The organism is Nocardia cyriacigeorgica, assembly GCF_010858045.1.
GTDB lineage: Bacteria > Actinomycetota > Actinomycetes > Mycobacteriales > Mycobacteriaceae > Nocardia > Nocardia cyriacigeorgica_E.
Genome location: NZ_JAAGVC010000005.1, coordinates 239,734 through 265,187, shown reverse-complemented (window position 1 = coordinate 265,187; position 25,454 = coordinate 239,734). Strand labels below are relative to the sequence as shown.

General features: G+C 69.4%; 26 protein-coding genes. 8 read left to right on the top strand and 18 right to left on the bottom strand.

Annotated elements, in window-relative coordinates; genetic code table 11:
- Positions 1-9: 9 nt before the first annotated feature.
- Positions 10-1,083 carry an NAD(P)H-dependent amine dehydrogenase family protein gene (locus GV790_RS07700; protein WP_163811904.1) on the top strand — a complete coding sequence of 358 codons (1,074 nt, stop codon included), beginning with the start codon at positions 10-12 and terminating at the stop codon, positions 1,081-1,083.
- 79 nt (positions 1,084-1,162) lie between these two features.
- The gene (locus GV790_RS07695) at positions 1,163-2,014 is read left to right on the top strand and encodes a class I SAM-dependent methyltransferase (protein WP_280213295.1); all 852 of its coding nucleotides are present in this window, start codon (positions 1,163-1,165) and stop codon (positions 2,012-2,014) included.
- A gap of 71 nt (positions 2,015-2,085) precedes the next feature.
- On the opposite strand, the gene GV790_RS07690 is transcribed toward GV790_RS07695, so the two are convergent.
- The 7 genes from GV790_RS07690 to GV790_RS07660 all read right to left on the bottom strand — a co-directional run bounded on the left by GV790_RS07690 (position 2,086) and on the right by GV790_RS07660 (position 9,591).
- Positions 2,086-3,231 carry an acyl-CoA dehydrogenase family protein gene (locus GV790_RS07690; protein WP_163811902.1) on the bottom strand — a complete coding sequence of 382 codons (1,146 nt, stop codon included), beginning with the start codon at positions 3,229-3,231 and terminating at the stop codon, positions 2,086-2,088.
- 149 nt (positions 3,232-3,380) lie between these two features.
- Positions 3,381-4,370, bottom strand: coding sequence for a lysophospholipid acyltransferase family protein (locus tag GV790_RS07685; RefSeq protein ID WP_256673097.1), 990 nt, complete (start codon positions 4,368-4,370; stop codon positions 3,381-3,383).
- A gap of 117 nt (positions 4,371-4,487) precedes the next feature.
- Positions 4,488-6,008 (bottom strand): GTPase HflX, encoded by a 1,521-nt coding sequence (gene hflX / locus GV790_RS07680; protein WP_163811900.1) that lies wholly within the window; start codon positions 6,006-6,008, stop codon positions 4,488-4,490.
- A gap of 88 nt (positions 6,009-6,096) precedes the next feature.
- Positions 6,097-6,978 (bottom strand): diaminopimelate epimerase, encoded by an 882-nt coding sequence (gene dapF, locus GV790_RS07675; protein WP_163812044.1) that lies wholly within the window; start codon positions 6,976-6,978, stop codon positions 6,097-6,099.
- Between the two features lie 41 nt (positions 6,979-7,019).
- A complete protein-coding gene (locus GV790_RS07670; protein WP_163811898.1) occupies positions 7,020-7,853 on the bottom strand; it encodes a TrmH family RNA methyltransferase in 834 nt (277 codons plus the stop codon).
- The gene (miaA, locus tag GV790_RS07665; protein WP_175585823.1) at positions 7,850-8,839 is read right to left on the bottom strand and encodes a tRNA (adenosine(37)-N6)-dimethylallyltransferase MiaA; all 990 of its coding nucleotides are present in this window, start codon (positions 8,837-8,839) and stop codon (positions 7,850-7,852) included. The genes GV790_RS07670 and miaA overlap by 4 nt, the downstream gene beginning before the upstream one ends.
- The gene (locus GV790_RS07660) at positions 8,836-9,591 is read right to left on the bottom strand and encodes a hypothetical protein (protein ID WP_163811894.1); all 756 of its coding nucleotides are present in this window, start codon (positions 9,589-9,591) and stop codon (positions 8,836-8,838) included. The genes miaA and GV790_RS07660 overlap by 4 nt, the downstream gene beginning before the upstream one ends.
- A 265-nt stretch (positions 9,592-9,856) precedes the next feature.
- On the opposite strand from GV790_RS07660, the gene GV790_RS07655 reads away from it, so the two are divergent.
- Positions 9,857-11,230 (top strand): DUF349 domain-containing protein, encoded by a 1,374-nt coding sequence (locus GV790_RS07655; RefSeq protein WP_163811892.1) that lies wholly within the window; start codon positions 9,857-9,859, stop codon positions 11,228-11,230.
- A 271-nt stretch (positions 11,231-11,501) separates the two neighbouring features.
- Here the strand turns inward: GV790_RS07655 and GV790_RS07650 are convergent, their stop codons facing one another.
- Together GV790_RS07650 and miaB are read right to left on the bottom strand one after the other, a co-directional pair.
- Positions 11,502-12,086, bottom strand: coding sequence for an Rv2732c family membrane protein (locus tag GV790_RS07650; RefSeq protein WP_163812042.1), 585 nt, complete (start codon positions 12,084-12,086; stop codon positions 11,502-11,504).
- Positions 12,087-12,457: 371 nt separating this feature from the next.
- Complete coding sequence (gene miaB, locus GV790_RS07645) at positions 12,458-14,017, bottom strand: tRNA (N6-isopentenyl adenosine(37)-C2)-methylthiotransferase MiaB (RefSeq protein WP_175585822.1); 1,560 nt, start codon at positions 14,015-14,017, stop codon at positions 12,458-12,460.
- A gap of 305 nt (positions 14,018-14,322) precedes the next feature.
- On the opposite strand from miaB, the gene gluA reads away from it, so the two are divergent.
- The 4 genes from gluA (at position 14,323) to GV790_RS07625 (ending at position 17,628) form a co-directional block, all read left to right on the top strand.
- A complete protein-coding gene (gene gluA, locus GV790_RS07640; RefSeq protein WP_163812038.1) occupies positions 14,323-15,051 on the top strand; it encodes a glutamate ABC transporter ATP-binding protein GluA in 729 nt (242 codons plus the stop codon).
- Positions 15,052-15,111: 60 nt separating this feature from the next.
- Positions 15,112-15,951, top strand: coding sequence for a glutamate ABC transporter substrate-binding protein (locus GV790_RS07635; protein ID WP_036538100.1), 840 nt, complete (start codon positions 15,112-15,114; stop codon positions 15,949-15,951).
- Positions 15,952-16,051: 100 nt separating this feature from the next.
- Positions 16,052-16,732: an amino acid ABC transporter permease gene (locus tag GV790_RS07630; RefSeq protein ID WP_014351936.1), complete on the top strand. Its 681-nt coding sequence runs from the start codon at positions 16,052-16,054 to the stop codon at positions 16,730-16,732.
- Positions 16,729-17,628 carry an amino acid ABC transporter permease gene (locus GV790_RS07625; RefSeq protein WP_163811890.1) on the top strand — a complete coding sequence of 300 codons (900 nt, stop codon included), beginning with the start codon at positions 16,729-16,731 and terminating at the stop codon, positions 17,626-17,628. The genes GV790_RS07630 and GV790_RS07625 overlap by 4 nt, the downstream gene beginning before the upstream one ends.
- 117 nt (positions 17,629-17,745) lie before the next feature.
- Here the strand turns inward: GV790_RS07625 and recX are convergent, their stop codons facing one another.
- The 5 genes from recX to GV790_RS07600 form a co-directional block, all read right to left on the bottom strand.
- Positions 17,746-18,384: a recombination regulator RecX gene (recX, locus tag GV790_RS31855; protein ID WP_163812036.1), complete on the bottom strand. Its 639-nt coding sequence runs from the start codon at positions 18,382-18,384 to the stop codon at positions 17,746-17,748.
- Between the two features lie 439 nt (positions 18,385-18,823).
- Complete coding sequence (gene recA / locus GV790_RS07615) at positions 18,824-19,861, bottom strand: recombinase RecA (protein WP_036538104.1); 1,038 nt, start codon at positions 19,859-19,861, stop codon at positions 18,824-18,826.
- 131 nt (positions 19,862-19,992) lie between these two features.
- A complete protein-coding gene (locus tag GV790_RS07610) occupies positions 19,993-20,442 on the bottom strand; it encodes a nuclear transport factor 2 family protein (RefSeq protein WP_163811888.1) in 450 nt (149 codons plus the stop codon).
- Between the two features lie 25 nt (positions 20,443-20,467).
- Positions 20,468-21,325 carry a pyridoxamine 5'-phosphate oxidase family protein gene (locus tag GV790_RS07605; RefSeq protein WP_163812034.1) on the bottom strand — a complete coding sequence of 286 codons (858 nt, stop codon included), beginning with the start codon at positions 21,323-21,325 and terminating at the stop codon, positions 20,468-20,470.
- 76 nt (positions 21,326-21,401) lie between these two features.
- Positions 21,402-21,854 carry a VOC family protein gene (locus GV790_RS07600; protein WP_163811886.1) on the bottom strand — a complete coding sequence of 151 codons (453 nt, stop codon included), beginning with the start codon at positions 21,852-21,854 and terminating at the stop codon, positions 21,402-21,404.
- 155 nt (positions 21,855-22,009) lie between these two features.
- On the opposite strand from GV790_RS07600, the gene GV790_RS07595 reads away from it, so the two are divergent.
- The gene (locus GV790_RS07595) at positions 22,010-22,528 is read left to right on the top strand and encodes a CGNR zinc finger domain-containing protein (RefSeq protein ID WP_163811884.1); all 519 of its coding nucleotides are present in this window, start codon (positions 22,010-22,012) and stop codon (positions 22,526-22,528) included.
- Between the two features lie 21 nt (positions 22,529-22,549).
- On the opposite strand, the gene GV790_RS07590 is transcribed toward GV790_RS07595, so the two are convergent.
- From GV790_RS07590 to GV790_RS07575, 4 genes are read right to left on the bottom strand one after another with little or no spacing between them, the layout of a single operon-like run.
- Entirely contained in the window at positions 22,550-23,281 is a 732-nt protein-coding gene (locus GV790_RS07590) for an aminoglycoside 3'-phosphotransferase (RefSeq protein ID WP_163811881.1), read from the bottom strand.
- On the bottom strand, positions 23,278-23,472 hold the full coding sequence (locus GV790_RS07585; protein ID WP_130917187.1) for a DUF3046 domain-containing protein: 195 nt from the start codon (positions 23,470-23,472) through the stop codon (positions 23,278-23,280). Before GV790_RS07585 ends, GV790_RS07590 begins: the two co-directional genes overlap by 4 nt.
- A 32-nt stretch (positions 23,473-23,504) precedes the next feature.
- A complete protein-coding gene (locus GV790_RS07580; RefSeq protein WP_163811879.1) occupies positions 23,505-24,662 on the bottom strand; it encodes a glycosyltransferase in 1,158 nt (385 codons plus the stop codon).
- 49 nt (positions 24,663-24,711) lie between these two features.
- Entirely contained in the window at positions 24,712-25,422 is a 711-nt protein-coding gene (locus GV790_RS07575; protein WP_163811877.1) for a PIG-L deacetylase family protein, read from the bottom strand.
- Positions 25,423-25,454 lie beyond the last annotated feature (32 nt).

Here is a 25,454-nt window from a genome sequence, read left to right as displayed (position 1 = left end):
GTGACGACCATGGTCTATCGCGTAGTGCACTGGGGCACCGGCAATGTCGGGCGGCACGCGCTCGCCGGCGTGCTCGACGATCCACGACTCGAATTGGTGGGCGTGCGGGTGTCCGGGCCGGACAAGGACGGCAGGGACGCGGGCGAACTCGTCGGGGCGGCCCCGACCGGCATCACGGCCACCACCGACACCCAGCGGATCCTCGCACTGGAGCCCGACTGCGTGGTGTACACCGCCATGACCGACAACCGGCTGATGGAGGCCCTCGACGACCTGCGGACCTTGCTCGCCGCCGGTATCAATGTGGTGGCCAGTGCGCCGGTGTTCTTGCAATACCCATGGGATGTCATCCCGGACGAACTGCTGGTGCCGGTGGAAAAGGCTGCCGCGGCGGGCAATGCGTCGCTGTTCGTCAACGGCATCGATCCCGGGTTCGCCAACGATCTGCTGCCCATGGCGCTGCTCGGCACCTGCCGCCGGGTCGATCAGGTGCGGTGCCTGGAGATCGTCGACTACTCGACCTACGACAATCGCGCGGTCATGTTCGACATCATGGGCTTCGGTAAGCCGATGGACGAGACGCCGCTGCTGTTGCAACCGGGCGTGCTGTCGCTGGCCTGGGGCAGCGTCGTGCGGCAACTGGCGGCGGGGCTGAATATCCAGCTCGATGCCGTCACCCAGGACTATGAGCGGATCCCGGCTCCGGAAACGTTCGAGATCGATTCCGGCACCATCGAGAAGGGCACCGCGGCCGGGCTGCGCTTCGAGGTGCGCGGCATGGTCGGCGATCGGGCCGTCACGGTGCTCGAACACGTCACCCGGTTGCGGGCCGACCTCGCCCCGGACTGGCCGCAACCGGCCCGTGCGGGCGGCTCCTACCGCGTGGAGGTCACCGGCGAACCGCACTACGCCCTGGACCTGGCCATGTTCAGCGACAACGGCGACCACAACCACGCCAGCCTGGTCGGCACCGCGATGCGCCTGGTCAACGCGATCCCAGCGGTGGTCGCGGCACCCGCCGGAATCCGCACCACCCTGGACCTGCCGCTGATCACCGGCACCGGCCTGGCGTCGCGTACCTGACCGTGCCGGTCGTCGGTCGCCCCGCCTGCTCCGGATGAGCCTGCCCCGGACCATGTCGTGAACCTCTACCGTTGGCGATGTGGTGAATGAGCAGATGCGGCAGAACTGGGCCGAGGGCGCGGCCGGATGGACCGAGAACGAGCAGCTCTTCGACGCGTTGTACGCGCCGGTGACCGAGGCCATCGCCGGTGCGGCGGCGCTCGGTGACGGTCGTGCGATGCTCGATATCGGTTGCGGGACCGGCACATTGCTGGCCGCCGGTCGCGCGGCCGGCGCGGCGGTCACCGGCGTCGACGTGTCTGCGGGCATGGTGGAGGCGGCGCGGGCGCGCGTGCCGGAGGCCGCGGTGGTCCTCGGCGATGCGCAGACCATGGACCTGACCACGGTTCCCGGCGCGCCGTTCGACCGGATCGTGTCCCGATTCGGCGTGATGTTCTTCGACGATCCGGTCGCGGCCTTCGCCAATATCGGCCGGGCGGCCGCACCGGAGGCCGGGTTGACGTTCGCCTGCTGGCGCGGGCACGCGGAGAACCCGATGTTCACCCTCGGCACCACCGTGCTGACCGATCGCATGGACCCTCGGCCGGACGACCCGCAACCCGGCGCACCCGGCCCGACGGCGTTCGCCGATCCCGAGCGCCTGACCTCGATTCTGACGACGGCTGGATGGTCCGATATCGCCGTGACCCCCGTGGATTTCCTGTGCGACTACGGCATCGACGGCGGCGATGGGGTGGCGCAGCGGATGGCGCTCATCCTTGGTACCACCACCGGACGGCAGGCTCGCCGTGTGCTCGAGCCCGAACTGGGCGCCTCCGGGTGGACGGCGCTGCTGGATGAGGTACGTGCCGAGCTGCGCCGCCATCTGGTCGACGGGGTGGTCCGGCATCCGGCCGCGACCTGGCTGGTCACCGCCCGGCACGCGGGCTAGCGACGGAAACCGCCCCGCCCCACCGTGATCGGCGGGACGGGGCGCTCGGTGCTGCGCGGCCTTCGCGGGAATCAGGCCAGTTTCAGCGACCGGCCGATGATCTCCTTCATGATCTCGGTGGTGCCGCCGTAGATCGTCTGGATGCGGGCGTCCATGTACGCCTTGGCGATCGGGTATTCCTTCATATAGCCGTAGCCGCCGTGCAGTTGCAGGCAGCGGTTGATGAGGTCGAGCTGCTCCTCGGTGCTCCACCACTTCGCCATGGCGGCGTCCTCGGGGGAGAGTGTGCCGGCGTTCAGGTCTTCGATGAAGCGGTCGACCATGATGCGCACCGCGGTGGTCTTGGTGGCCAGCTCGGCCAACACGAAACGGGTGTTCTGCAGGGCGCCGATCGGCTTGCCGAAGGCCTTGCGGTCACGCACGTACTGGCAGGTCATGTCCAGGCAGCCCTCCATGGCGGCGGCCGCCATCACGGCGATCGACATGCGTTCCTGCGGCAGGTTCTGCATGAGATGGATGAAGCCCATCCCCTCGGTGCCGAGCAGGTTGGCGGCGGGCACCCGGACGTCATTGAAGCTGAGCTCGGCGGTGTCCTGCGCCTTCAGGCCGATCTTGTCCAGGTTGCGGCCGCGTTCGAAGCCGGGCATATCGCGCTCGACGACCAGCAGGCTGAACCCCATCGCGCCCTTGTCGGGGTCGGTCTGGGCGACCACGATGACGATGTCGGCGTTGATGCCGTTGGTGATGAAGGTCTTGGCGCCGTTGAGGACCCAGTCGTCACCGTCGCGGACGGCGCGGGTCTTGATGCCCTGCAGGTCCGAACCCGTGCCCGGCTCGGTCATCGCGATGGCGGTGATGATCTCGCCGGAACAGAAGCCCGGCAGCCAGCGTTGCTTCTGCTCCTCGTTGGCCAGCTCCAGCAGGTACGGCGCGATGACGTCGTTGTGCAGCGAGAAGCCGAGACCGGAGTACTGCCCGCGCACCGTCTCCTCGGTGATCACCGCGTTGTAGCGGAAGTCCTTCACCCCGCCGCCGCCGTACTGCTCGGGCACGGCCATGCCGAGGAAGCCCTGCTTGCCTGCCTCGGTCCACACCGACCGGTCGACGATGCCCTGCTCTTCCCATGCCGCGTGGTTCGGCGCGACATGGGTGTCGAGAAACTTGCGGAACGACTCCCGGAACAGGTCGTGCTCGGGTTCGAACAGTGTGCGCTCCACACCAACCTCCTAGTGACCACACGAACCGGTCCGCACCGGTCCGTCGTTGTCACCCACCGTACCCGGAATGAGAATGGCTGTTCACTTCACTCCCCGAATTCGTCGCCTCACCTGCTCGAGTATCGGGGACGAAGATGATCAAAGGAGATTCACGACAAACGAAAACGCCGCAGCCGATCGATGGCACCGGAGGCGAACGCACCCAGATCGCCGCGCACCCGGCCCACCAGGGTGCGACCGGCGTCACGGTCGCGCTCGGCGAACAGGAACCGCAGTTCCTCCTCCAGGCTCTTGCGCACCACTGCCCGCAATTCCACCGCCGCGGCACCCAGATCGGGGGCATCACGCCAGGGCGCGGGATCGATCGGCGCCCCCGCGGCGAAGTAGAACCGCTCCGGCCGGGGCAGCGGCGTCGGGCCGATGCCGCGCACCAGGGGCGGGGTCAGCTCGCGGTTGATGCCGAGGGCCTCGACCACCCAGCGCAGCGGCCGCAGCACCGGATGATCACCGTCGACGATGATGTCGTAGGCGTCGTCCACACCGATCATCGCGACCGGAACGATGGGCGCGCCCGCCTCGATCGCCATCCGGGCGAACCCGGTGCGTCCCTCCCATTTGAGGTGGTACTTCTCGTTCTTGCGGCGCACCGCTTCGCGCCCGCCACCGGGGAAGACCATCACGGCCTCACCACGCTCGAGCAGCGCCAAGCAGTTCTGCCGGGTGCCGCGCACCGAACCGTAGTGGTGCAGCAGGTGCCGGACACCGGGCACCGCGATGAGGACGTTCTCCGCGAGGCCGCGGATGAGCCTGCCGCGCCGGCGCAGCACCTCCGGCAACAGCAGCGGCGCGTCGATCCCGCCGAGCAGATTGTGGTTGCCCACCAGCAGCACCGGCCCCTCGGCCGGAATATTCTCCAGCCCGTAGAAGCGCGGGCTGGTCCAGGCGCGCAGCGGGGCGAGCAAGGTCTCGATGATGCGCAGATCGGTATCGCTCAGCGATACCGTCAGCGGCGCACCGTCGCTGAGCACGGCGGTTTCGCGCAGGGCCCCGGCCTCGTCGGCCGGAGCAGCGGCCCCCCGCGGCAGAGCACCGGCCGGCCGATCACCGGAATCGGCCGAGCCGGAACGGTCGTGCGACATGAACCCTCCTGATGTCGATTCGATGACGATAACGCAACGAAATCGACTGTGTCGCATCGGATATGCCACTACGGGCTGACCTGCGACATTGTTCACGTGCCGGAAACCCGGCGGTCGTTACGCCCCGTCGCCGACGGCAGTGCCCGCGTGCGCGTACTCCGACAGCGCCGCGGCCAGGGCTTGCGGCACGTGGGCGTGCACCCTGGTGCCCGCTTCCTCATGGCTGGAGCTATCGATCCGGCCATCGGCGTGGATGCGGGCGAGCAGGTCACCGCGGGTGTAGGGCAGCAACACGCTGACCTCGACATCGAGGCCGCCGAGCACCTCGGCGAGCCGGTCACGCAACTCGTCGATGCCGGTGCCCTTGTGCGCGGAGACGAACACCGCACCCGGCAGCAGGGCGCGCAGCCTGGTGAGCTCGACCGGATCGATGGCGTCGATCTTGTTGACCACCAGCAATTCCGGCGGCGCGGGCATGCCCGATTCGCGGATCACATCGGTGACCACTTCGCGCACCGCCTTGATCTGCTCCGAGGGCAGGGCATCCGAGCCGTCCACCACGTGCAGCAGCAGATCGGCGCCGGTGACCTCCTCCAGGGTGGAGCGGAACGCCTCGACCAGCTGGGTCGGCAGATGCCGGACGAAGCCGACGGTGTCGGTGAAGACGACCTCGCGGCCGTCGTCGAGTTCGGCGCGTCGGGTGGTCGGGTCGAGGGTGGCGAACAGCGCGTCCTGGACCAGCACACCGGATCCGGTGAGCGCGTTCATCAGGCTGGACTTGCCGGCGTTGGTGTAGCCGACGATCGCGACCGACGGGATGCCGCTGGAGGTGCGCCGCGAGCGCATGGTGTCGCGCGCGGTCTTCATCTCGCGGATCTCGCGGCGCAGCTTGGCCATCCGTTCGCGGATGCGGCGCCGGTCGGTCTCGATCTTGGTCTCACCGGGACCACGCAGACCCACACCGCCGTTGCTGCCGGCCCGGCCGCCTGCCTGCCGTGACATCGACTCACCCCAGCCGCGCAGCCTCGGCAGCATGTACTCCATCTGGGCCAGCGCGACCTGCGCCTTGCCCTCGCGCGAGGTGGCGTGCTGGGCGAAGATGTCCAGGATCAGGGCGGTCCGGTCGATCACCTTGACCTTGACGACCTTCTCCAGCGCGGTGAGCTGGGCGGGGGTGAGTTCACCGTCGCAGATCACGGTGTCCGCACCGCTGGCGAGTACCACCGAGCGCAGCTCGTCGGCCTTGCCGGAGCCGATGTAGGTGGCCGGATCGGGCCGGTCGCGACGCTGGATCAGCGCCTCGAGCACCTCGGAACCGGCGGTTTCGGCGAGCGCGGCGAGTTCGGCCATGCTGGCCTCGGCACGCGCGGCGCTGCCCTCGGTCCACACCCCGACCAGTACGACTCGCTCCAGGCGCAGCTGCCGGTATTCGACTTCGGTGATGTCGGTGAGCTCGGTGGACAGCCCGGCGACGCGGCGCAGTGCGCTGCGGTCTTCGAGCTGGAGTTCACCGGTGGTGGGCTCGGGGGCCCAGCCGCCGCGGCGGCTCGGTCGCGCCTCGGCGGTGCCGTCGGTGCCGTCGAACTCGGCGCCGTCCACGTCGTCGGCGCCGTCGTACAGATCGCTACCGTTGGTCATATCGAAAGACTCTGAATTCCTCATACACCATCCATGCTGCCACGAAATCCCAGGACAGCGCATGTGGTTATCCGCCGGCGCGGTCCGGTCACCAGGTTTGCCACCACTCGGCGGCGATCCGGCCGGTCGCCACCAGCACCGATGGGCCGCGCAGCCAGGCCAGGCCACGCTCGAGCCCGACCGACACCGCGCCGCCGGGCACCCGCACGGTCACCTCGCCGGTGTCGGCGGAGATGCGGAAACCACCCGCGGCCAGGGCGGCGGCCGCGGCGGCCACCGTCCCGGTGCCGCAGGAGCGGGTCTCGCCGACCCCGCGTTCGTAGACGCGCATGTCGACCGCACCCGTCGCGTCGAGGCCGGTGACCAGCTCGATGTTCACCCCGTGCGGGAACAGGTCGGGGTCGTAACCGGGGGCAACGGTCAGATCGAGCTTTGCCAGCGCGTCGGCGGTGAGCTCCGGATCGACGCAGGCCAGGTGCGGGTTGCCGACGTCGATGCCGATCCCGCGGTAGCCCCAGCCTGCGACGGTCGCGGTCGATTCGCCGAGCTCGCGGACCTCCCCCATGGCGACGGTGACCTCACCGTGTACCGGACCGGCGGTGTGCACCGTCACCGGGCGCGCACCGGCGCGGCTTCCCACGACGAATTCGCCGCGCGTCTCCAGCCCCGATGCGGCCAGGTAGTGCGCGAACACCCGCACGCCGTTGCCGCACATCTCGGCGATCGAGCCGTCGGCATTGCGATAGTCCATGAACCAGTCCTGATCGCCGACACCGTCGGGCAGCTCGGCCAGCACGCCCGCGGCCTGCAACGCACCGGCTCGCGCGACCCGCAGCACGCCGTCCGCGCCGAGTCCGCGTTGCCGATCGCACAGCGCCGCGATCCGCTCGACGGTGAGCTCGAGCCGCACCTGCGGGTCGGGCAGCACCACGAAATCGTTCTGGGTGCCGTGGCCCTTGGTGAACTCGATGCTGTCGGTGTCTGGCACGTGCCGGCCGCCTCTCGTCGTGGTCATCTGGCAAACGTCCGGCGTTGCCGGGAAATTTCGTACAGCGCGACCGCTCCCGCCGAGGGCGCGCCCAGCGAGCTCGCGGTCCCGCCCATCGGGATGTCGACGATATCGTCGCAGGCCTGTGCCCAGGCCGCGCTCATCCCGCTGGTCTCGTTGCCGACCACCAGGATGGTGGCCTCGGTGAAATCGTGGTCGAACACCGCATGCGTACCGCCTTCGTCGGTGCCGACGATGCGCGTGGGAATGCCGCGATCCACCTGCCGGTCCCGGAAGGCGAGGATCTGGGCGGGCCCCGCGGTGCGCAGCACCGGCATCGCGAACAGTGAACCGGTCGAGGCCCGCACAGCCTGCGGGTCGTACTGGTCGGCGCCGTGACCGGTGACGATCACCGCGTCCGCTCCGAACGCGTCGGCCGAACGGATCAGCGTGCCGAGATTGCCCGGCGAATTGGGCCGGTCGAAGACCACGACCACCGGCGCGTCACCGGGTTCGCCCGGTTCGAACGTATCCAGTTCGACGATCCGCTGTTCGGCGACCGCGACGACCTCGGGCACCCCGCTGGCCTTCTCCCCCAGTTCGGCCATCAGTTCCGGCACCAGGCCCACCTGCGGCACCTCGCTGGTCGCGAGCAGCTCACGCGCCCAGCGCGACAGCTCCGGCCCACCGAGCCGGTACAGCAGCGTCTCCAGCGGCCAGTCGTTGGCGACGGCCTGGGTGATCGGGCGCACGCCCTGCACCAGGAAGCGGCGGTCGCGATGACGTTTGGTGCGATTGTTCAGGTAGGCCTGCCACACCTGCACGGAGGCGTTGCGGGTACTGACGCGTCGGGTCACTGCGGGGTTCGCTCCTCGGAGTCGATGCCGGTGCTCGGCCGGGTCGTGGCCGCGCCCGGTTCATCGGGTTCGGCGGTGGCGAGCAGCGACGCGACTGTAGCGGCCAGATCCGGATCGGCGCCGTCCACCCAGCGCACCCGCCCATCCCGACGGAACCAGGAACGCTGCCGCCGCACGTAGCGGCGGGTGCCGATGAAGGTCCGCTCCCTGGCGTGTGCCAGGTCGTATTCCCCGTCCAGATAGGCCAGCACCTGGGCGTAGCCGATGGCGCGGCGCGCGGTCTGGCCGCTGCGCAGGCCACGTTCGACCAGCCCGCGCACCTCCTCGACCAGGCCGGTGTCGAACATCAGGTCGGTGCGGCGGGCGATGCGTTCGTCGAGTTCGGCGGTGTCGCGGTCGACGCCGATGATGATCGTTCCCCAGCGCGGGCGCCCGATCACCGGTGCCGACGCCGCGAACGGCTTACCGGTGAGCTCGACGACCTCGAGCGCGCGCACCATCCGCCTGCCGTCGGTGGGCAGGATGGTGGCAGCAGCGGCCGGGTCGGCGGCCCGCAATGCCTCGTGCACGGCCGCCACTCCGCCGTCGGCGAGCAAGGCCTCCCACCGGGCGCGGACCTCCGGATCGGTGGCGGGGAAATCCCACTGGTCCAGCAGCGCCTGCACATACATCATCGAACCGCCGACGATGACGGGCGTGCGCCCACGGGCCATGATCGCCTCGACATCGGCGGACGCGGCGGCCTGATAGGCGGCCACCGTCGCGGTGTCGGTCACCTCCAGCACGTCGAGCTGATGGTGCGGAATGCCGCGGCGCTGCTCCGGCGGCAATTTGGCCGTACCGATATCCATGCCGCGATACAGCTGCATCGCGTCGATATTGACGATCTCGCCGTCGAGGCGTTCGGCCAGATCGAGCGCGAGATCGGATTTGCCGGTGGCGGTCGGGCCGACCACCGCGATCGGGGTGCGTGCCGGTGCGCTCACCGCCGGTCTCCGGTCCGCGGTCGCCACGTGCTCACCTGATAGCCGACGCCGAACGGGGCGTCCTGGTATCGCGTGTCGACGATCGGTGCCGCCGGGTCCGCGCCGAATACGCCGGCCAGCACCTGGAACGCGGCGCGGCCGCGGATACCGACCTCGGCGCATTCGAGCGGATCCAAGGCGAGTAGGCCGTCGCGGTCACCCGCGCGCAACGCGTTGTCCAGCGCTGCCTGCCGGTCCGCGGCGCGCGGATCGAAGTAGCCGGGCGCTGCGGTGGACAGCGTGGTGGCGCCGTCGGCGACCACGAGCACGCCCTGTGGCTGCGGGTCGGCATCCAGTTCCGCGCGCAGTTTCGCGCCCAGTTCCGCGCACTCGCCCGCGGGAGTGTCGGCGTCGACGATCCAAGCCTGCGCGACCGCATGCGGCGCGACCTGCTGCCGCAACCAGGCGGCGATGAGCACGGGCAGCGGCAGATCCGGGTCGGCATCGAGATCGCCGGTCGGCGCGCTGCCGCTGAGACCGACCACGAGGTCGACGCCGAAACCACGGAACGTGCCCGCGCGCTCCGGCCCGGCCACCCGGTCACCCGCCCCGACGCCGACCACCGTCCAGCTCGAAGCCGCCGCCGCCAGCTCGGCCGCCGCGGCCGAGGCCGCCGCGCGCACCTCGTCGACCGCCGCACCCGCACCGAGACCACCACAGAGCTCGGGAACCAGGATCGGCGGCGAGGGAACAAGGGCCGCAAGACAGAACACGCCGTCAACGGTAGTCGCCCGCCACCGCGGCCCAGCGCCCTGCCAGTCCCCGTGCGCCACCGTGGGTTCGAGTGTCTCTGCCGGAAACCCGGCCACAATTGCTAGTGTTCGAGGTACTCCAACCCAGGTCATCGCGGGTCGGGGTCCGTGGCGCCACACCGCGGTGCATGCTCGATCGATGTGGTTTCCAGGGCTCGGACCGGGTTCAATGGGATGAGCTAGGGCGTAACCAGGCAGCCGTGACGCGCGGCAGGGACGAGGAGCAATGACCGACAGCAACGGAACCGCGAAACCCGGCCCCGGCACCACCCCGCGACCGTCCGGAATGCCGAAACCCGGCGGCTCGGCCCACCCCAAACCGCATGCGGTCAAACCGGCGCCCGGCGCCTCGCACGAGCACCCGCATCCGGTCATCGTCCCCACCGTGACCGATCCCAGCGAATGGGGCCGCGTCGACGAAGACGGCACCGCCTGGGTGAAGACCGCCGACGGCGAACGCGTCGTCGGGTCCTGGCAGGCAGGCGATGCCGCCGAGGGCCTGGCTCACTTCGGCCGCCGCTTCGACGATCTGGCCACCGAGGTCGCGCTGCTGGAAGCCCGGCTGGCGGCGGGCGCCGATGCCCGCAAGACCAAGGCCGCCGCGTTGGCGATCGCCGAATCGTTGCCGACGGCCGCCGTGATCGGCGATATCGACGGGCTCGCGCGCCGATTGCAGGCCATCGCCGAGCACTCCGAGGAAGCGGCCGCGCACGCCAAGGAAGAAAAAGAGCGCGCCAGGCACGAGCACACTGAGCGCAAGGAGGCGCTCGCCGCCGAGGCCGAGCGCATCGCCGCCGAATCCACCCAGTGGAAGGCGGCGGGTGATCGGCTGCGCGAGATCCTCGAGGAGTGGAAGTCCATCCGCGGGGTTGATCGCAAGGTCGACGACGCGCTCTGGAAGCGGTACTCCAAGGCGCGGGAGGCGTTCAACCGCCGTCGTGGCGCCCACTTCGCCGAACTCGACCGCGAACGCGCCGCCGCCAAGACCCGTAAGGAAGAGCTCTGCGCACGGGCCGAGGAGCTGTCCGGGTCCACCGATTGGGCGGGCACCGCCGCGGTGTTCCGGGATCTGCTGGCCGAATGGAAGGCCGCGGGTCGCGCGCCGCGCGAGGCCGACGAAGCGCTGTGGCGCCGGTTCAAGAGCGCCCAGGACGTGTTCTTCGCCGCCCGCAACGCCGCGGCCTCCGAACGCGACGCGGAATTCGAGCAGAACGCCGCCGCCAAGGAGGAGCTGCTCGCCGCCTACGCCCACATCGATCCCGCGCACGGGCTCGACAACGCACGGGCCGCACTGCGCGAATTGCAGGACAAGTGGGACGCCATCGGCAAGGTGCCGCGCGAACGCATGCAGGAGCTGGAAGGCAGGCTGCGCGCCATCGAGAAGCGGGTCCGCGAGGCGGCCGACGCGCAGTGGCGGCGCACCGACCCCGAGGCCATGGCGCGGGCCGCGCAGTTCCGCGAACGCGTCGCGCAGTTCGAGGAGCAGGCAGCCAAGGCCACCGCCGCCGGCAAGACCCGGGACGCGGAAAAGGCGCTCGAGCAGGCCAAGCAGTGGCGCGAATGGGCCGAAGCGGCCGAAGGCGCGGTCAGCAACCGCTGATCGGCGCGGACAGGAGAAGGCGCACCCGAGCAGAGAGCCGGGTGCGCCTTCTCGTGTAAGCCCTACCGCACTCGGTCAGGCGACACCCGGTGTTGTGAACCAACCGGTGTGTGCAGACCGAGCTCGGCTGCGCTCGACCTCTCGGGAGCTGGCCGGCGACGGCGAGGCTGATCGGTCGTGTGGCCCGTCAGATGCTGCTCCGGACCAGACGAACCGTGCCGATGGCGCGGCAGCCGATGCCGTAAGACTCAGTGCGCTGACGCCGCAGCACTCAGGAGTCGTCGCCCTGCAACCTGCGCCGGTCCCGCTCTTCCTCGGCGGCGGCCGCGATACGCCGCTGTTCCTCGGCGGCCAGTTGCAAGGCCGTGCGGCTCCACACCACGCGAACCCAGTGGAACGTCAGCACGACCGCGGCGATGGTGCCGATGACCAGGCCGATGCCGGGGCCCGCGCCGATGTAGTTGTTGAGACCCGGGGTCTGCCGATGCCAGATCGAGAACACGCCGAACGCACTGGCGATGGCCGAACCGGCCACCGCGATCCAGGCCAGCACCCAGCGCCGGGTCATCAGCGCCAGCAGCGAGAACCCGATGCCGAACACGACGACGAACCAGACGAAGATGCGCGAGGGCAGGCCGATGTGCTCGGTCGCGGCGACATCGGAGCCGAGCAGCACATCGAAACCGCGCGCCGCGCCCGCATGCGAGAGCACCAGCGACACCAGCAGGGCGAACACCGCAACGGCCACCACCATGGCGCGCACACCCGGATCGATCTCGCCGGCGATCCGGCGCTCGACGGCGTCGAGATCGTCGCGGAACTGTTCGAATTCGTCAGTCTGCTCGACCGAGCTCACGTGGTCCTCGTTTCCTTCGGCTGCATCAGTGGTGTCGGGGGTCTGTGCGGCGGTCCGATCGGCCGCGTCGTCGCGAGGTTCGGCACTGGCGTCCTCGCCGGAAGAACCTGCCGGCGGCGACAGGTCGGCAGCGCCATCGCGGGGCGGGCCACCATCGTGGGAAGAATCCGGTGTTCCCTCGACCGCGGGCACGTCCGCGGAGTCGCCGCGGGCCGGGGCGGCGCCGTCGTCGGCCGAGCCGGATGCCGTGTCGGCCGCGGACACGTCCGTCGTCGAGTCCGCGCCTGGCGCGTCGGCGCCGGTGGGCGGGCGGCTACCGGTGCCGGTATCGCCGGAGCGGTCCGCCTCGTCGGGATCGCGAGGGGCCTCGCTCATGTCCCGCATCCGGTGGCGCACCCCGCGGCCGCGACCGGCTCCGGTGCGGGGGCGCCGATACGGGGCAGGCCGAGCCCGACGCCGATGGGTTCGGTCTTCGGGGTGGTGCCGCGTTCGTGGGCATCGCCCGCCCGGGTGCGGCGGTGGGTGCGCAGCGGTGCGTCGGCGATCAGGTGATGCGGTGCCGCGCCGGTGATGTCGACGGTGACGATGTCGCCGGGCCGGATCGGCTCGGCGGATTCGGGCCGGAAATGCACCAGCCGTCCGTCGCGGGCCCGTCCGCTCATCCGCGCGGTGGCGGCGTTCTTCTTGCCCGCGCCTTCGGCGACCAGCAACTCCACTTCGGTGCCGATCAGCGCACGGTTGGCCTCGAGCGAGATCTCTTCCTGCAGTGCGATCAGCCGGTCGTAGCGCTCCTGCACGACCTGTTTGGGCAGCTGATCGGGCATATCGGCGGCCGGGGTGCCCGGCCGCTTGGAGTACTGGAAGGTGAACGCGCTGGTGAATCGCGCCTGCCGCACCACCTCGAGGGTTTGTTCGAAATCTTCCTCGGTCTCGCCGGGGAAGCCGACGATGATGTCGGTGGTGATGGCGGCATGCGGCATCGCGGCCCGCACCTTCTCGATGATGCCGAGGAAGCGGGCCTGCCGGTAGGAGCGGCGCATCGCCTTGAGCACGCGGTCCGAACCGGATTGCAGCGGCATGTGCAGTTGCGGGCAGACGTTCGGCGTCTGCGCCATCGCCTCGATGACGTCGTCGGTGAACTCGGCCGGATGCGGGGAGGTGAACCGCACCCGCTCCAGGCCCTCGATGCCGCCGCAGGCGCGCAGCAGTTTGGCGAACGCGCCGCGATCGCGCGGCTGCTCCGGGTCGGCGAAGGAGGCGCCGTAGGAATTGACGTTCTGGCCGAGCAGCGTCACCTCGAGCACCCCCTGATCGACCAGCGCCTGCACCTCGGCGAGCACGTCACCGGGACGCCGGTCGACCTCTTTGCCGCGCAGCGAGGGCACGATGCAGAAGGTGCAGGTGTTGTTGCAGCCGACCGAGATCGACACCCAGCCCGCGTAGGCCGATTCCCGCTTGGCCGGCAGCGTCGACGGGAACGCCTCGAGCGACTCCAGGATCTCCACCTGGGCCTCGTCGTTGTGCCGGGCGCGTTCCAGCAGCACCGGCAACGACCCGATGTTGTGTGTGCCGAACACCACATCCACCCACGGCGCTTTGCGCACCACGGTGTCGCGGTCCTTCTGCGCCAGGCAGCCGCCGACGGCGATCTGCATGCCGGGGCGCCCGGCCTTGATCGGCGCGAGATGGCCGAGGGTGCCGTAGAGCTTGTTGTCGGCGTTCTCCCGCACCGCGCAGGTGTTGAACACCACCAGGTCGGCCGTCTCGCCCGCGGCCGCCTTCACATAACCCGCATCCTCGAGCAGGCCGGACAAGCGCTCGGAATCGTGCACGTTCATCTGGCAACCGAAGGTGCGGACCTCGTAACTGCGTGCGTCCGTCTGCGCCGGGACCAGGGCGGGATGCGCTACTGCCTGTCCGATCGAATCCACCCGTCCAGGGTACGGGCTGGCTCGTAGCGGGCTCGCGGCGCATCGGCCCCGCCCGGCCACCGCGGGCGCAGGTCACCGGACTCGCGCCGGACCTCGCCGAGTCCAGCACCCCGCGGTTCGCGCGGCTACCACACCGGCTGACCGCCAGGTTACGGCGACATGTCGATTCGGCGTGGCGACTCGGTGTGTCACGGAAAGCCGGGCAAATCCCGGATTTCCGCTTAAGGTCATGGACCATGACCGACGCCACCGACGCGCCCGGAACGACCGGGGCCGCCGACAGCGGGGACGCCACCGCGCCACCGATGATCTCGATGCGCAACGTCAACAAGCACTTCGGTGCTCTGCACGTGTTGCGTGATATCAACCTCGAGGTGCCCAAAGGGCAGGTCGTGATCGTGCTCGGCCCTTCGGGGTCCGGCAAGTCGACGCTGTGCCGCACCATCAATCGGCTCGAGCCGATCGACACCGGCGACATCAGCGTCGACGGGATCCCGCTGCCCGCCGAGGGGCGCGGGCTGGCCGCGCTGCGCGCCGACGTCGGCATGGTCTTCCAGTCGTTCAACCTGTTCGCGCACAAGACGATCCTGGAGAACGTCATGCTCGCGCCGATCAAGGTGCGCAAGCTGAAGAAGGATGAGGCCCGCACCCGGGCGATGGGACTGCTCGAACGCGTCGGCATCGCCAACCAGGCCGACAAGTACCCGGCCCAGCTCTCCGGCGGCCAGCAGCAGCGCGTGGCCATCGCGCGCGCCCTGGCGATGAACCCCAAGGTGATGCTGTTCGACGAGCCGACCTCCGCGCTCGACCCCGAGATGGTCAACGAGGTCCTCGACGTCATGGTGTCGCTGGCCAAAGAGGGCATGACCATGCTGGTGGTCACCCACGAAATGGGCTTCGCCCGCAAAGCGGCCAACCGGGTGCTGTTCATGGCCGACGGTCAAGTGGTCGAAGACGCCACGCCGGAAACGTTCTTCACCACACCGAAGTCCGACCGGGCCAAGGACTTCCTCGGCAAGATTCTCAGCCACTGAGCGCTGCACCGCCCACCGACCACGGCCATCGAAAACCAGAATGAGGGAAGAAGGAAATCGATGAGGATCAACCGTGCGCTCCGTCTCGGAGTCGGGGCCATCGCCCTGGCCCTGGCCGCCGCCACCACCGCGGGTTGCGGTAGCGGAGACGACAAGACCGCTCTCGACCACGCCAAGGAAGGCAAGCTGACCATCGGCATCAAGTTCGACCAGCCGGGTCTGGGTCAGCGCAACACCGATGGCACATACAGCGGCTTCGATGTCGAGGTGGCCCGCTTCGTCGCGGCCAAGCTCGGCGTCCAGCCCGACGGCATCACCTTCAAGGAAGCTCCGTCGGCGCAGCGCGAGACGCTGATCGAGAACGGCCAGGTGGACTTCATCGTCGCCACCTACTCCATCACCGACCAGCGCAAGGAGAAGGTCGATTTCGCCGGCCCGTACTACGTCGCGGGTCAGAGCCTGCTGGTGAATGCCGACAACACCGACATCACCGGCCCGGAGACCATCGCGGGCAAGACGGTCTGCTCGGTCAAGGGTTCCACCCCGGCGCAGAACATCGAGAAGAACTTCCCCGACACCCAGCTGCAGACCTACGACACGTACTCGCTGTGCCTCGAGGGTCTCAACAGCGGCGCGGTCGACGCGATGACCACCGACGACATCATCCTCGCCGGTTACGCCGCGCAGACCCCCGGCCGCTACAAGCTGGTCGGCAAGCCGTTCACCACCGAGAACTACGGCATCGGGCTGAAGAAGGGCGATCAGGAGAGCCGCGACAAGATCAACGACGCCATCGAGGCGATGATCACCGAAGGCGCCTGGGACAAGGCCTTCCAGGATTCGGTCGGGCGCGCCGCTAACTACCCGACTCCGCCGGCTCCGCAGGTGGACCGGTACTGATCCGATGATCGACCGCGGTGGGCGCCGATGATGCGCCCACCGCGCGGTCATCCGGTCGCCGACCCTGCCCTCACCTCATGATCGGAGGCGCGCACCCACCGTGTTCGATTTGATCTCTGAGTACGATTCCCAACTGCTCGACGCGTTCTGGGTCACCATCAAGCTGACCGTGCTGTCCGCGATCGGCGCGCTGGTGCTCGGCACCATCGTGGCTGCCATGCGGGTCTCGCCGGTCCCGGTGGCGCGCTGGGTCGGCACCGTCTACGTCACCGTCTTCCGCAACACCCCGCTGACGCTGATCCTGGTGTTCTGCTCGCTCGGCCTGTATTCGACGCTGCGCGTCAAACTGGCCGCCGACGGGCCGAACTCGCTGGCCGAGAACAACTTCCGGTGGGCGGTCGTCGGCCTGAGCGTCTACACCGCGGCGTTCGTCTGCGAGTCGCTGCGCGCGGGTATCAACACCGTGCCGCTGGGCCAGTCCGAGGCCGGGCGATCGCTTGGCCTCGGCTTCTTGCAGAACCTGCGGCTGATCGTGTTGCCGCAGGCGTTCCGTTCGGTGATCGCCCCGCTGGGCAGTGTGCTGATCGCCTTGACCAAGAACTCGACCGTCGCCTCCGCCATCGGTGTGGCCGAGGCGTCGTTCCTGATGGCCAAGATGCTCGACACCGAGGCGGCGCTGCTGTCGATCGGTGCGATCTTCGCCCTCGGCTTCGTGGTCCTGACATTGCCGACGGGTCTGCTGTTCGGTTATATCGCCAAACGATTCGAGGTGGCCCGATGAGGCGGGAACCGTCGGTTCTCTTCGACGCACCAGGCCCCGCCGCGCGGGTGCGCAACATCATCTACTCGGTGATCGTGCTGGCCGTGGTGCTGCTCGCGGCGTGGTTCGTCTACCGCGGCTTCGACAGTCAGGGGCAGTTCGACGCCGAGAAGTGGAAGCCGTTCCTGGAAGCGGATGTCTGGACGACCTATCTGCTGCCGGGTCTGCGTGGCACCATCGTGGCCGCGGTGCTGTCGATCATCTTCGCGATGGTGCTCGGCATGATCTTCGGCATCGCCCGGCTCTCCGATCACCGCCCGGTGCGGTGGGTGGCGGGCGCGGTCGTCGAAATCGCGCGCGCCGTTCCGGTGCTGATCCTGATGATCTTCCTGTTCGCGCTCTACTCCGAGTACAACGTTTTCGAGTCCGAGTATCTGGCGCTCGGCGCGGTGGTCACGGCACTGACCATCTACAACGGGTCGGTCATCGCCGAGATCGTGCGCGCCGGTATCCGCTCACTGCCCAAGGGCCAGACCGAGGCCGCGGCCGCATTGGGTATGCGCAAGGGCCAGTTGATGCGGTTGATCCTGTTGCCGCAGGCCATCACCGCCATGCTGCCCGCACTGATCTCGCAGATGGTTGTGGCGTTGAAGGACTCGGCGCTGGGGTATGTCATCACCTACGAAGAGGTGGTCCGCAACGGCTTGCAGCTGGGTGCCGCCGATTCCAATACGATTCCGGCGTTGATCGTGGTCGCGATCATCATGATCGTGCTGAACATGACGCTGTCGCAGGTCGCGACCTGGCTGGAGCGGCGTCTGCGCGCGGGCCGCCGCAAGGGTGGCGGCGCGGTGGTGGCCGCCGATTCCATCGTGACCGATGGGGCGCCGGGGGTGGATATCACCAAGGCTCCGTAGTCGTAGCGCCTTTCGGCGCGCAGATCGCACATTTCGCGATCTGCGCGCCGTTCGCGTTTCGGGGGTCGTCCGGCCGGTCAGGCGGCCGAGATCGCCACGGCTCGGCGCCTGCGCGAGCTACTCGCGCGGCAACTCGTCGGATTCGAGGCCGGAATCGGCCGTATCGAGTTCTGCCTTGACGACGGCGTAGGCGGTGGACGAGTTGTAGCCGCGGCGGGCGAGCATGCCGACGAGGCGGCGGGTTGCCTTGTCGCGGTCGAGGTTTGCGGGCATGGTGCGGAGTTTGCGGCGGACGAGTTCGGTGGCGCGGTCGTGTTCGTCGTCGGCGGTGACGGCGGCGAGGGCGTCGGCGGCGTCGTCTTGGGAGACGCCTTTGCGGCGCAGCTCCTGGGCGAGGGCTTGGCGGCCCTTGCCGGAGTAGGTGTGCCGCGACTGGACCCACTGCTGAGCGAACGCGGCATCGTCGATGAGCCCGACCTCGGCGAGGCGATCGAGCGCCTGTTCGCTCACCTCGGTCGGGTATCCCTTGGCGGCCAGTCGCTGTGCGAGTTCGGCGCGGCTGCGGGCGCGGACGGCGAGCAATCGCAGACACGCGTCCTTCGCCTGCTCGACTGTGCCCCCGGATTCGGAGCCGGTCGCGAGCGCCTCGCCTCGTGCGGCTCTTGTGCGCGGCGGAGCAGCCGACTGAGAGCCGTCGCCGGGGGTGCCGGAGTCGTCGTCCGATGCGGAGCGGTAGCTACGCGTGTGCCGTTCCAGGGCGACGGCGCCGCTGGGCTCGCCTCCCGGACCCCGGTCCTGATGCGCCGGCCGGTGGTCGGCATCGGGCGCGGGCCCGGTGCCCTCGGCGCTGCGCCTGCGGCGACGTCGAGTCGCGGCAGGCGCGCCGTCGTCCCGTGCGCCGTAGCGGTCCCGCTCACCGCTGGTGCGCGCACGGCGACCACGAGTGCCGGGGAACTCGGTCGAACGTGTCCGCTGCGGATCGGACGCGTCCGACCGAGTTCCTCGTGCGTTCGCCTCGGCCGAACCACCATCGGCCGGGCGAACCGGTGCCGGCTGCCGGCCTTCGGGCCGTGAGCCGGTGGATTCGGGGACCTCGACGCCGAGGCGTGCCAACTGTTGCCGCACAGCTGCGACGGGATCAGCGGGCACGCCGTCCGCAACCTCACCGGATGCGGGGCGCCGGGCCGGCCTCGGATCAGAAATCGGCGGGGACCTCTTCGCTCGCCGTCACGTCGGCGCCGATGCCCAGCTTCTCCTTGATCTTCTTCTCGATCTCGTCGCGGACGTCGGTGTTGTCCAGCAGGAACTTGCGGGCGTTCTCCTTGCCCTGGCCCAGCTGATCGCCTTCGTAGGTGTACCAGGAGCCGGACTTACGGATGAAGCCCTGCTCGACACCCATATCGATGAGCGAGCCCTCCTTGGAGATGCCGTGACCGTAGAGGATGTCGAACTCGGCCTGCTTGAACGGCGGCGACACCTTGTTCTTGACGACCTTGACCCGGGTGCGGTTGCCGACCGCGTCGCTGCCGTCCTTGAGGGTCTCGATGCGCCGCACGTCCAGGCGCACCGATGCGTAGAACTTCAGCGCCTTACCGCCGGTGGTGGTTTCCGGCGAGCCGAACATGACGCCGATCTTCTCGCGCAGCTGGTTGATGAAGATGGCGGTGGTGCCGGAATTGTTGAGCGCGCTGGTCATCTTGCGCAGCGCCTGGCTCATCAGGCGGGCCTGCAGGCCGACGTGGCTATCACCCATTTCGCCCTCGATCTCGGCGCGCGGCACCAGGGCGGCCACGGAGTCGATGACGATGATGTCGATGGCGCCGGAGCGCACCAGCATGTCGGCGATCTCCAGGGCCTGCTCACCGGTGTCGGGCTGGGAGACCAGCAGCGCGTCGGTATCGACTCCGAGCTTGCGGGCGTAGTCCGGGTCGAGCGCGTGCTCGGCGTCGATGAACGCCGCGACGCCACCGGCGGCCTGAGCGTTGGCCACCGCGTGCAGGGCGACCGTGGTCTTACCCGAGGATTCCGGACCGTAGATCTCCACCACGCGCCCGCGCGGCAGACCGCCGATACCCAGGGCCACATCCAGCGCGATCGATCCGGTCGGGATCACCGACACGGGCTGGCGGGCCTCCTCGCCGAGCCGCATCACCGCGCCCTTGCCGAAGCTCTTCTCCACCTGAGCCAGGGCGAGCTCGAGCGCCTTGTCGCGGTCGTACGCCTGTGGTGCCATGTCCTGATCCCCTTTTCGACGGGTGAGTCTCGTTCTGTGGTTGGCGCCCACATTAGAGGGCGGCACCGACAAGTTCTGGCGACAAGATTAGCCGAACAGGTGTTCGAGTCAAGCGACGCGCCCGACGGCGGCTACCACTGCGGCAGCGGCGTCCGATCCTCCGCCGGGCGCGGCCCGAAGATGCGCCGCTCGGATTCGCCGATCGCAACGTCGTTGATGCTCGCCTCCCGGCGCATCATCAGCCCGTCCGGCGCGAATTCCCACTGCTCGTTGCCGTAACTGCGCCACCACCGGCGCTGCTCGTCGTGCCATTCGTACTGGAAGCGCACGGCGATCCGATTGCCGTCGAAGGCCCAGAGTTCCTTGCGCAGCGCGTACCCGTTCTCCTCGGCCCACTTGCGGTTCAGGAACTCGACGATGGCCGCGCGCCCGGCGAAGTGTTCGTCCCGGTTACGCCAGACCGAGTCCGGCGTGTAGGCGGCCGCGACCCGTTCGGGGTCGCGGGAATTCCAGGCGTCCTCGGCGGCACGCACCTTGGCTTCGGCGGTGCTGCGATCGAACGGGGGCAGTGGGGGTCGCATCGACCATTCCTTTCATGGAGCCGGATCAGGGATTGACGGGTGAGAGTTCGGCCGGACCCCAGCGCAGCGGGCCGGCCGCCGAGGTGTCGACGACCTCGGTGACGGTGAATTCGATCGAGCACTGGGCGCCGGCGGCACACTCGGCCTCCGGCCAGATCAGTTCCGCGGTACCGGTGAGCTGCAGGCTGCCGCCGGTGGTCCAGTCCGGGACGAGGATGCCGCAGCGAGGGTTCACCGCGATATTGCCCAGGGTCATGAACATCGAGTTGCCGCGATAGTCCGGCCAGCGCAGCCGGTCGGGTGCGAGCACTTCCAGAAATCCGGGATTGCCGCCGCGATGGGAGGCATCGGCATGGCCGTCGGCATCCGCGGTGGCGAGGAAGAACGTATCGGCAGCGGTGACGGCGGCGCGTTGCCGATCGTCCAGTGCGGCGCTGCGACGCGGCGCGGTGCGCGCTCGCGGGTCGAATGAGCGAATATCTCTGCGCGAGATGTATTTCGGGCAGTTCGAATACACCTGGTCGGTGACGATGCGCAGGCCGTTGCCCTCCGGTGTGGCGGTGCCGTTGACGCGCATGCGCCTGCGGCGCTGCGGTTGCAGGGCGATCAGACCGACGCCGAGCGCCTGCGTGGTCGGCTCGTGCAGCGGGTCGCCGGGCGCGGGCATGGCATCCACCAGGACCATGTCCGCTCCGGTCGCCCGCAGGAATCCCGCCGGCCCGGTCAGCTGGCTCGCCCACATCCGGCCCTCGCCATCGGCGGCGCCGAGCACCACCATCGATTGTTCGGCCAGGAAGTCCGCGGCGACCGCCGGGATGTCGCGCCGGATCATGCGCCCGACCCGTCCGGCGATATCGGCCTGACCCATCCGCTGCTGCACCATGCGCTCTCCCGCATGGAAGGGCGTAGTCACGTGTCCCTACCTCACTGCCCGAACCGTCGATGGCGATGGCGATGGATCAGAAGAATCCGCAGGTGGGTGCGGCGCCACTGGGAGCGGGCGCGGACTCGGCGCCGCCGGGTGCGAAGACCTCGAGGCGGATGCCGTCCGGGTCGGCGAAGAAGATGCCGCCGGAGGACGCCCCCTCGCCGTGGGCCACCACGCCGTCATAGGCGAATTCCACCGACAGCTCGCGCAGGGTCGCCTCGACCGCCCGCACCTGCTCGAGGGTGTCGACCTGGAACGACAGGTGGTGCAACCCCGGACTCGAGGCGGCGAATGCGCCGTCGCTCTGCTGCCACAGGGTGAGTACCAGGGCGCCGTCGGCGCCGAGGAAGGCCCATTTCCGGTGCTCGTCGGTACTGGCCGCCAGCTGTTGGAAGCCGAGCGCGCGGCGGTAGAAGTCGACCGATCGGGTCAGGTCGGTGACGTTGAGCCCGATGTGGCCGGTGGCGAGCTGGGGCGTGGTCATGGATCCTCCTCGGGGAATGGTCAAACCGTCATAATTTGTTTGACTGGTTAGAACCTAAGGAGAAGACCACAAGCTTGTCAACCGTCTATTTTGAGTTAGACAGTTAGTAGGAGGTGGTTGATACGTCCGTCCGCACTGAGCCGTTACCCTCAGGCATGCTCGATCCACGCCCTCACCTCGGTGAACCGCTGGCCCTGGATCTGTTGAACACCCGGTGGATGAGCGGCGACGGACCGCAGGACCTGCTCACCGATATCGCCGGGCTGGAGATCTGGTTGGCGGCCAACGGCTTGGCCGGGCGTTGCGACGCCGACGCCGCGGCGCTGGAAGCGGTGCGCGCCGCCCGCGCCGCCATCTACGACGCCGTACGCGACGGCCGCCGAGACGCGCTCAACGACGTGCTGAACCACGGCCGGATCCGCCGGTCACTCGCCGACGCCGGGCCCGTGGACACCCCCGAAATCACCGACCCGGCATGGTTGCCGGGTTGGCTGGCCGCCGACAACCTGCTGAGCCTGCTCGCCACCGCCCCCGGCCGGATCCGCCAGTGCGCCCATCCCGACTGCGTGCTGTTCTTCTACGACACCTCGAAGAACGGCACGCGCCGCTGGCACTCCATGGCCACCTGCGGCAACCGCACCAAGGCCGCGCGCCACTACGCCAAGAAGTCCTGACCGTCCCGGATCCCGCCCGGCTCAGAACAGTTCGTCGAGCAGCCGGTAGTAGTCGAGGGTGCGCTGATCCGGTTCGACCAGCCCGTACGCGGCGAAGAACTCGGCCACCTCGGCATCGCCGAAGTCCTCGCGCAGATCCCGCGCGGCAAGTGCGAGATCCCGGTGGCGATCCGCCACCCCGAGCGCACCGACGTCGATCAGGATGCCGCCCTCGAGCACATTCGCCGGCGTGAAATCACCATGCGCGACAACCAGATCCTCGTCCTCCGGCTGCTCGTCGATCAACCGCCGCAGCACCTGTTCGGGCGTCAACGGGTGGTCGTCGTCGAAGTCTTCGGCATCGACCAGCCCCTCCGATACCCGCCGGCGAGCTTTCGGCACCATCACCTCGAGCCGTCCGTCGAACGGGCAATCGGCGACGGGCACCTGATGCAAGACGCGCAGCGCTTCCCCCATCACAGCACCGACTCGCCCACCCCGCCGCGCCAGACTCGGCACCCCGACGTCGGCCAGCACGAGCACATCCTCGTCGAACGCCGCCACCTCGGGCACAGGTATCCCCCGCCCGGCGAGCCAGCGCAGCCGTTCGTACTCGGCCACGGCCTCTTGGCCCCGTTTCACCCAATACCCGGCGGCGAAGACGACACCGCCGCTCATCCCCTCGTGCGCATCCGACCAGTCGGGCGAATCGCCGAGGAGCGCAGCGATGGCCGGCGGCAGCGGCGCCTCCCAGCCGGCCGGTGCCGCACTCACCAGCGGGAGCGGGGGACGTCGAATTCGGCGCAGAGCGCGCGCCAGACGTCGCGGGGGTCGACGCCGGCTTCGATGGCGGCGGCGCCGGTGCGGCCGCCGAGGGAGGGGATGACGTGGTCGGTGAGGAGGGTGTCACCGCGGGACACACCGAACTCGGTGTGCAACAGCTCCTGGAATTCGGTCAATCGCACCGTGCCGAAGATACCCGCGTCGAGTGGCGGCGTCAGCGGGCGGTGGCGAGCACCGTGTGGCAGACCTGCACCGGGTCGGTCACCACCGACAGGCCCGCGGCGGCCTCGGCGGCGGCTGCGGCGAAGCCTGGTTCGTCGAGGATCCGCAGCACCGCATCGCGCACGGCGTCGGCGGTCAGTGGACGCACCAGCAGCGAACTTCCTTGGCGCGCCGCACGGTTGGCCAGCTCCCATTGATCACCGCCGCCGGGCACCGTCACCACCGGCACTCCGGCGGTGAGCGATTTCGCGAGCAGACCGTGCCCGCCACCACCGACGACGACCGAGGCCCGGCGCAGCAGGACGTCCTGGCGGCCCAGTCCTGCGGTGGCCCACGGCGGCAGATCGGTGGGCGGCTCGTCCAGCATCGACACCGCCACTCGGACGCCGGTGCCGTCCAGCCCGGCCAGCACCGTCTCCACCATCCCGGCCACACCGGTGTGCGCGGTCGACGGCGCCACCATGACCAGCGGGCCGTCACCCGGCGGCGGTTCCAGCACGGAGTCGGTCGGCTCCCACAGCAGCGGCCCGATCAGATGCGCGGTCTCCGGCCAGTCCGGTCGCGGCACCTCGAGGGCGGGCAGGGTCGCGATCAACCGGGCGATCGGGCCGGGGTCCTCGCCCGGCAGCCCGACGCTTTCCCGTGCGCGGGCACGCTGGCGGCGTCCTTGTTCGATGGCGCGGGCGGTCATCGACCGCAAGAACCCGTCACGGATCCGGCCACGCAGCCCGGTACCGGGAGCGAGCCCACTACCAATGGGCGGCAAGGCCTTCGACGGCAGGTACAGCGGATGCGGTGAGAGCTCCACCCACGGCACGCCGAGCCGTTCGGCCGCCATCCCGCCGCCCGCGGTCAGCACATCGGAGACCACCAGTTCCGGCAGCATCGCGCTGAGTTCGGGCAGGATCTCGGTCGAAATGTGGGCGGCGCGTTCATGGATGCGCTGACCGGCGTCGCGATCGTCATCGATCTCGCGCGGCGCCAGCCCTTTGAGCCTGCGCACGCCGATGCCTGCCGCTCGGGCGGCGTCGAACCAGCGCGGCCCGGTGAACAGCACCGGCTCGTCACCGGCGGCGGCGAAGCGCAGGCACAGCGCGATAGCGGGGAACGCGTGGCCCGGATCCGGGCCTGCGACGACGGCTACTCGCATCCGCCCAGCCTGCCACACCGCTCATCGACGCCGACGGCGCACGGTGGGCTCAGCCGCGGAAGTGGAACAGCTCGAAGCCCACCGCACGCTCGGCCGGGAAACCCTCGATGCGCCCGGTGGTCATGTCGAGGACGGCCCGCACCTGGTCGGCCACCGGTTCCTCGCTCAGCGCCTCCAGGTAGCGGCGGTGCTCGGCCAGCGAGGCCTCGGCCTTGTCGATGGTGTCGGTGACGTCGACGGCGTGGGTGACCTTCGGCCCGACCACTGCCGCCCAGCGCGGCGTCCACGGTTCCAGCTCGGCGAGTTCACGGAAAATCCATTCGTTGCCCGCGTCCGACACCGCATCCAGCGCCGCGCGTCCGACGGCGCGGTGATCGGCGCTGTTGACGTAGCCGGGCGCCCACACATCGCCGAAGTTGAACAGCACCACCATCTCCGGGCGGTGGCGCCGGATGGCGGCGGCCAGGTCGCGCCGCAGGGCCAGGCTCGCCTCGACCCGTCCGTCGGGGTAGCCGAGGAACTCGACCTCGCTGACGCCGACCACGGCGGCCGAGGCGATCTCCTCGCCTTCGCGCAGCGGGCCGGCATCGGCGGGCGGCATCCCGGCGATGCCGGCCTCCCCCGAGGTGGCCAGGACATATCGAATGTCCTTGCCCTGGCCGGTCCAGCGGGCGACGGCTGCGGCGGCGCCGTATTCGATGTCGTCGGGATGCGCGACGATGACCAGACCGCGCTGCCAGTCTTCCGGTAGCTGCTCCATACCCGCCATTCAAACACGCCCCCGAGACGGCA

Coding starts and splice junctions, on each gene's coding strand:
- GV790_RS07700 (WP_163811904.1), top strand. CDS start 10: ATGGTCTATCGCGTAGTGCACTGGGGCACCGGCAATGTCGGGCGGCAC.
- GV790_RS07685 (WP_256673097.1), bottom strand. CDS start 4,370: ATGTCGCACGACCGTTCCGGCTCGGCCGATTCCGGTGATCGGCCGGCC.
- hflX (WP_163811900.1), bottom strand. CDS start 6,008: ATGACCAACGGTAGCGATCTGTACGACGGCGCCGACGACGTGGACGGC.
- GV790_RS07655 (WP_163811892.1), top strand. CDS start 9,857: ATGACCGACAGCAACGGAACCGCGAAACCCGGCCCCGGCACCACCCCG.
- gluA (WP_163812038.1), top strand. CDS start 14,323: ATGATCTCGATGCGCAACGTCAACAAGCACTTCGGTGCTCTGCACGTG.
- GV790_RS07635 (WP_036538100.1), top strand. CDS start 15,112: ATGAGGATCAACCGTGCGCTCCGTCTCGGAGTCGGGGCCATCGCCCTG.
- GV790_RS07625 (WP_163811890.1), top strand. CDS start 16,729: ATGAGGCGGGAACCGTCGGTTCTCTTCGACGCACCAGGCCCCGCCGCG.
- recA (WP_036538104.1), bottom strand. CDS start 19,861: ATGGCACCACAGGCGTACGACCGCGACAAGGCGCTCGAGCTCGCCCTG.
- GV790_RS07610 (WP_163811888.1), bottom strand. CDS start 20,442: ATGCGACCCCCACTGCCCCCGTTCGATCGCAGCACCGCCGAAGCCAAG.
- GV790_RS07605 (WP_163812034.1), bottom strand. CDS start 21,325: ATGGTGCAGCAGCGGATGGGTCAGGCCGATATCGCCGGACGGGTCGGG.
- GV790_RS07600 (WP_163811886.1), bottom strand. CDS start 21,854: ATGACCACGCCCCAGCTCGCCACCGGCCACATCGGGCTCAACGTCACC.
- GV790_RS07595 (WP_163811884.1), top strand. CDS start 22,010: ATGCTCGATCCACGCCCTCACCTCGGTGAACCGCTGGCCCTGGATCTG.
- GV790_RS07580 (WP_163811879.1), bottom strand. CDS start 24,662: ATGCGAGTAGCCGTCGTCGCAGGCCCGGATCCGGGCCACGCGTTCCCC.
- GV790_RS07575 (WP_163811877.1), bottom strand. CDS start 25,422: ATGGAGCAGCTACCGGAAGACTGGCAGCGCGGTCTGGTCATCGTCGCG.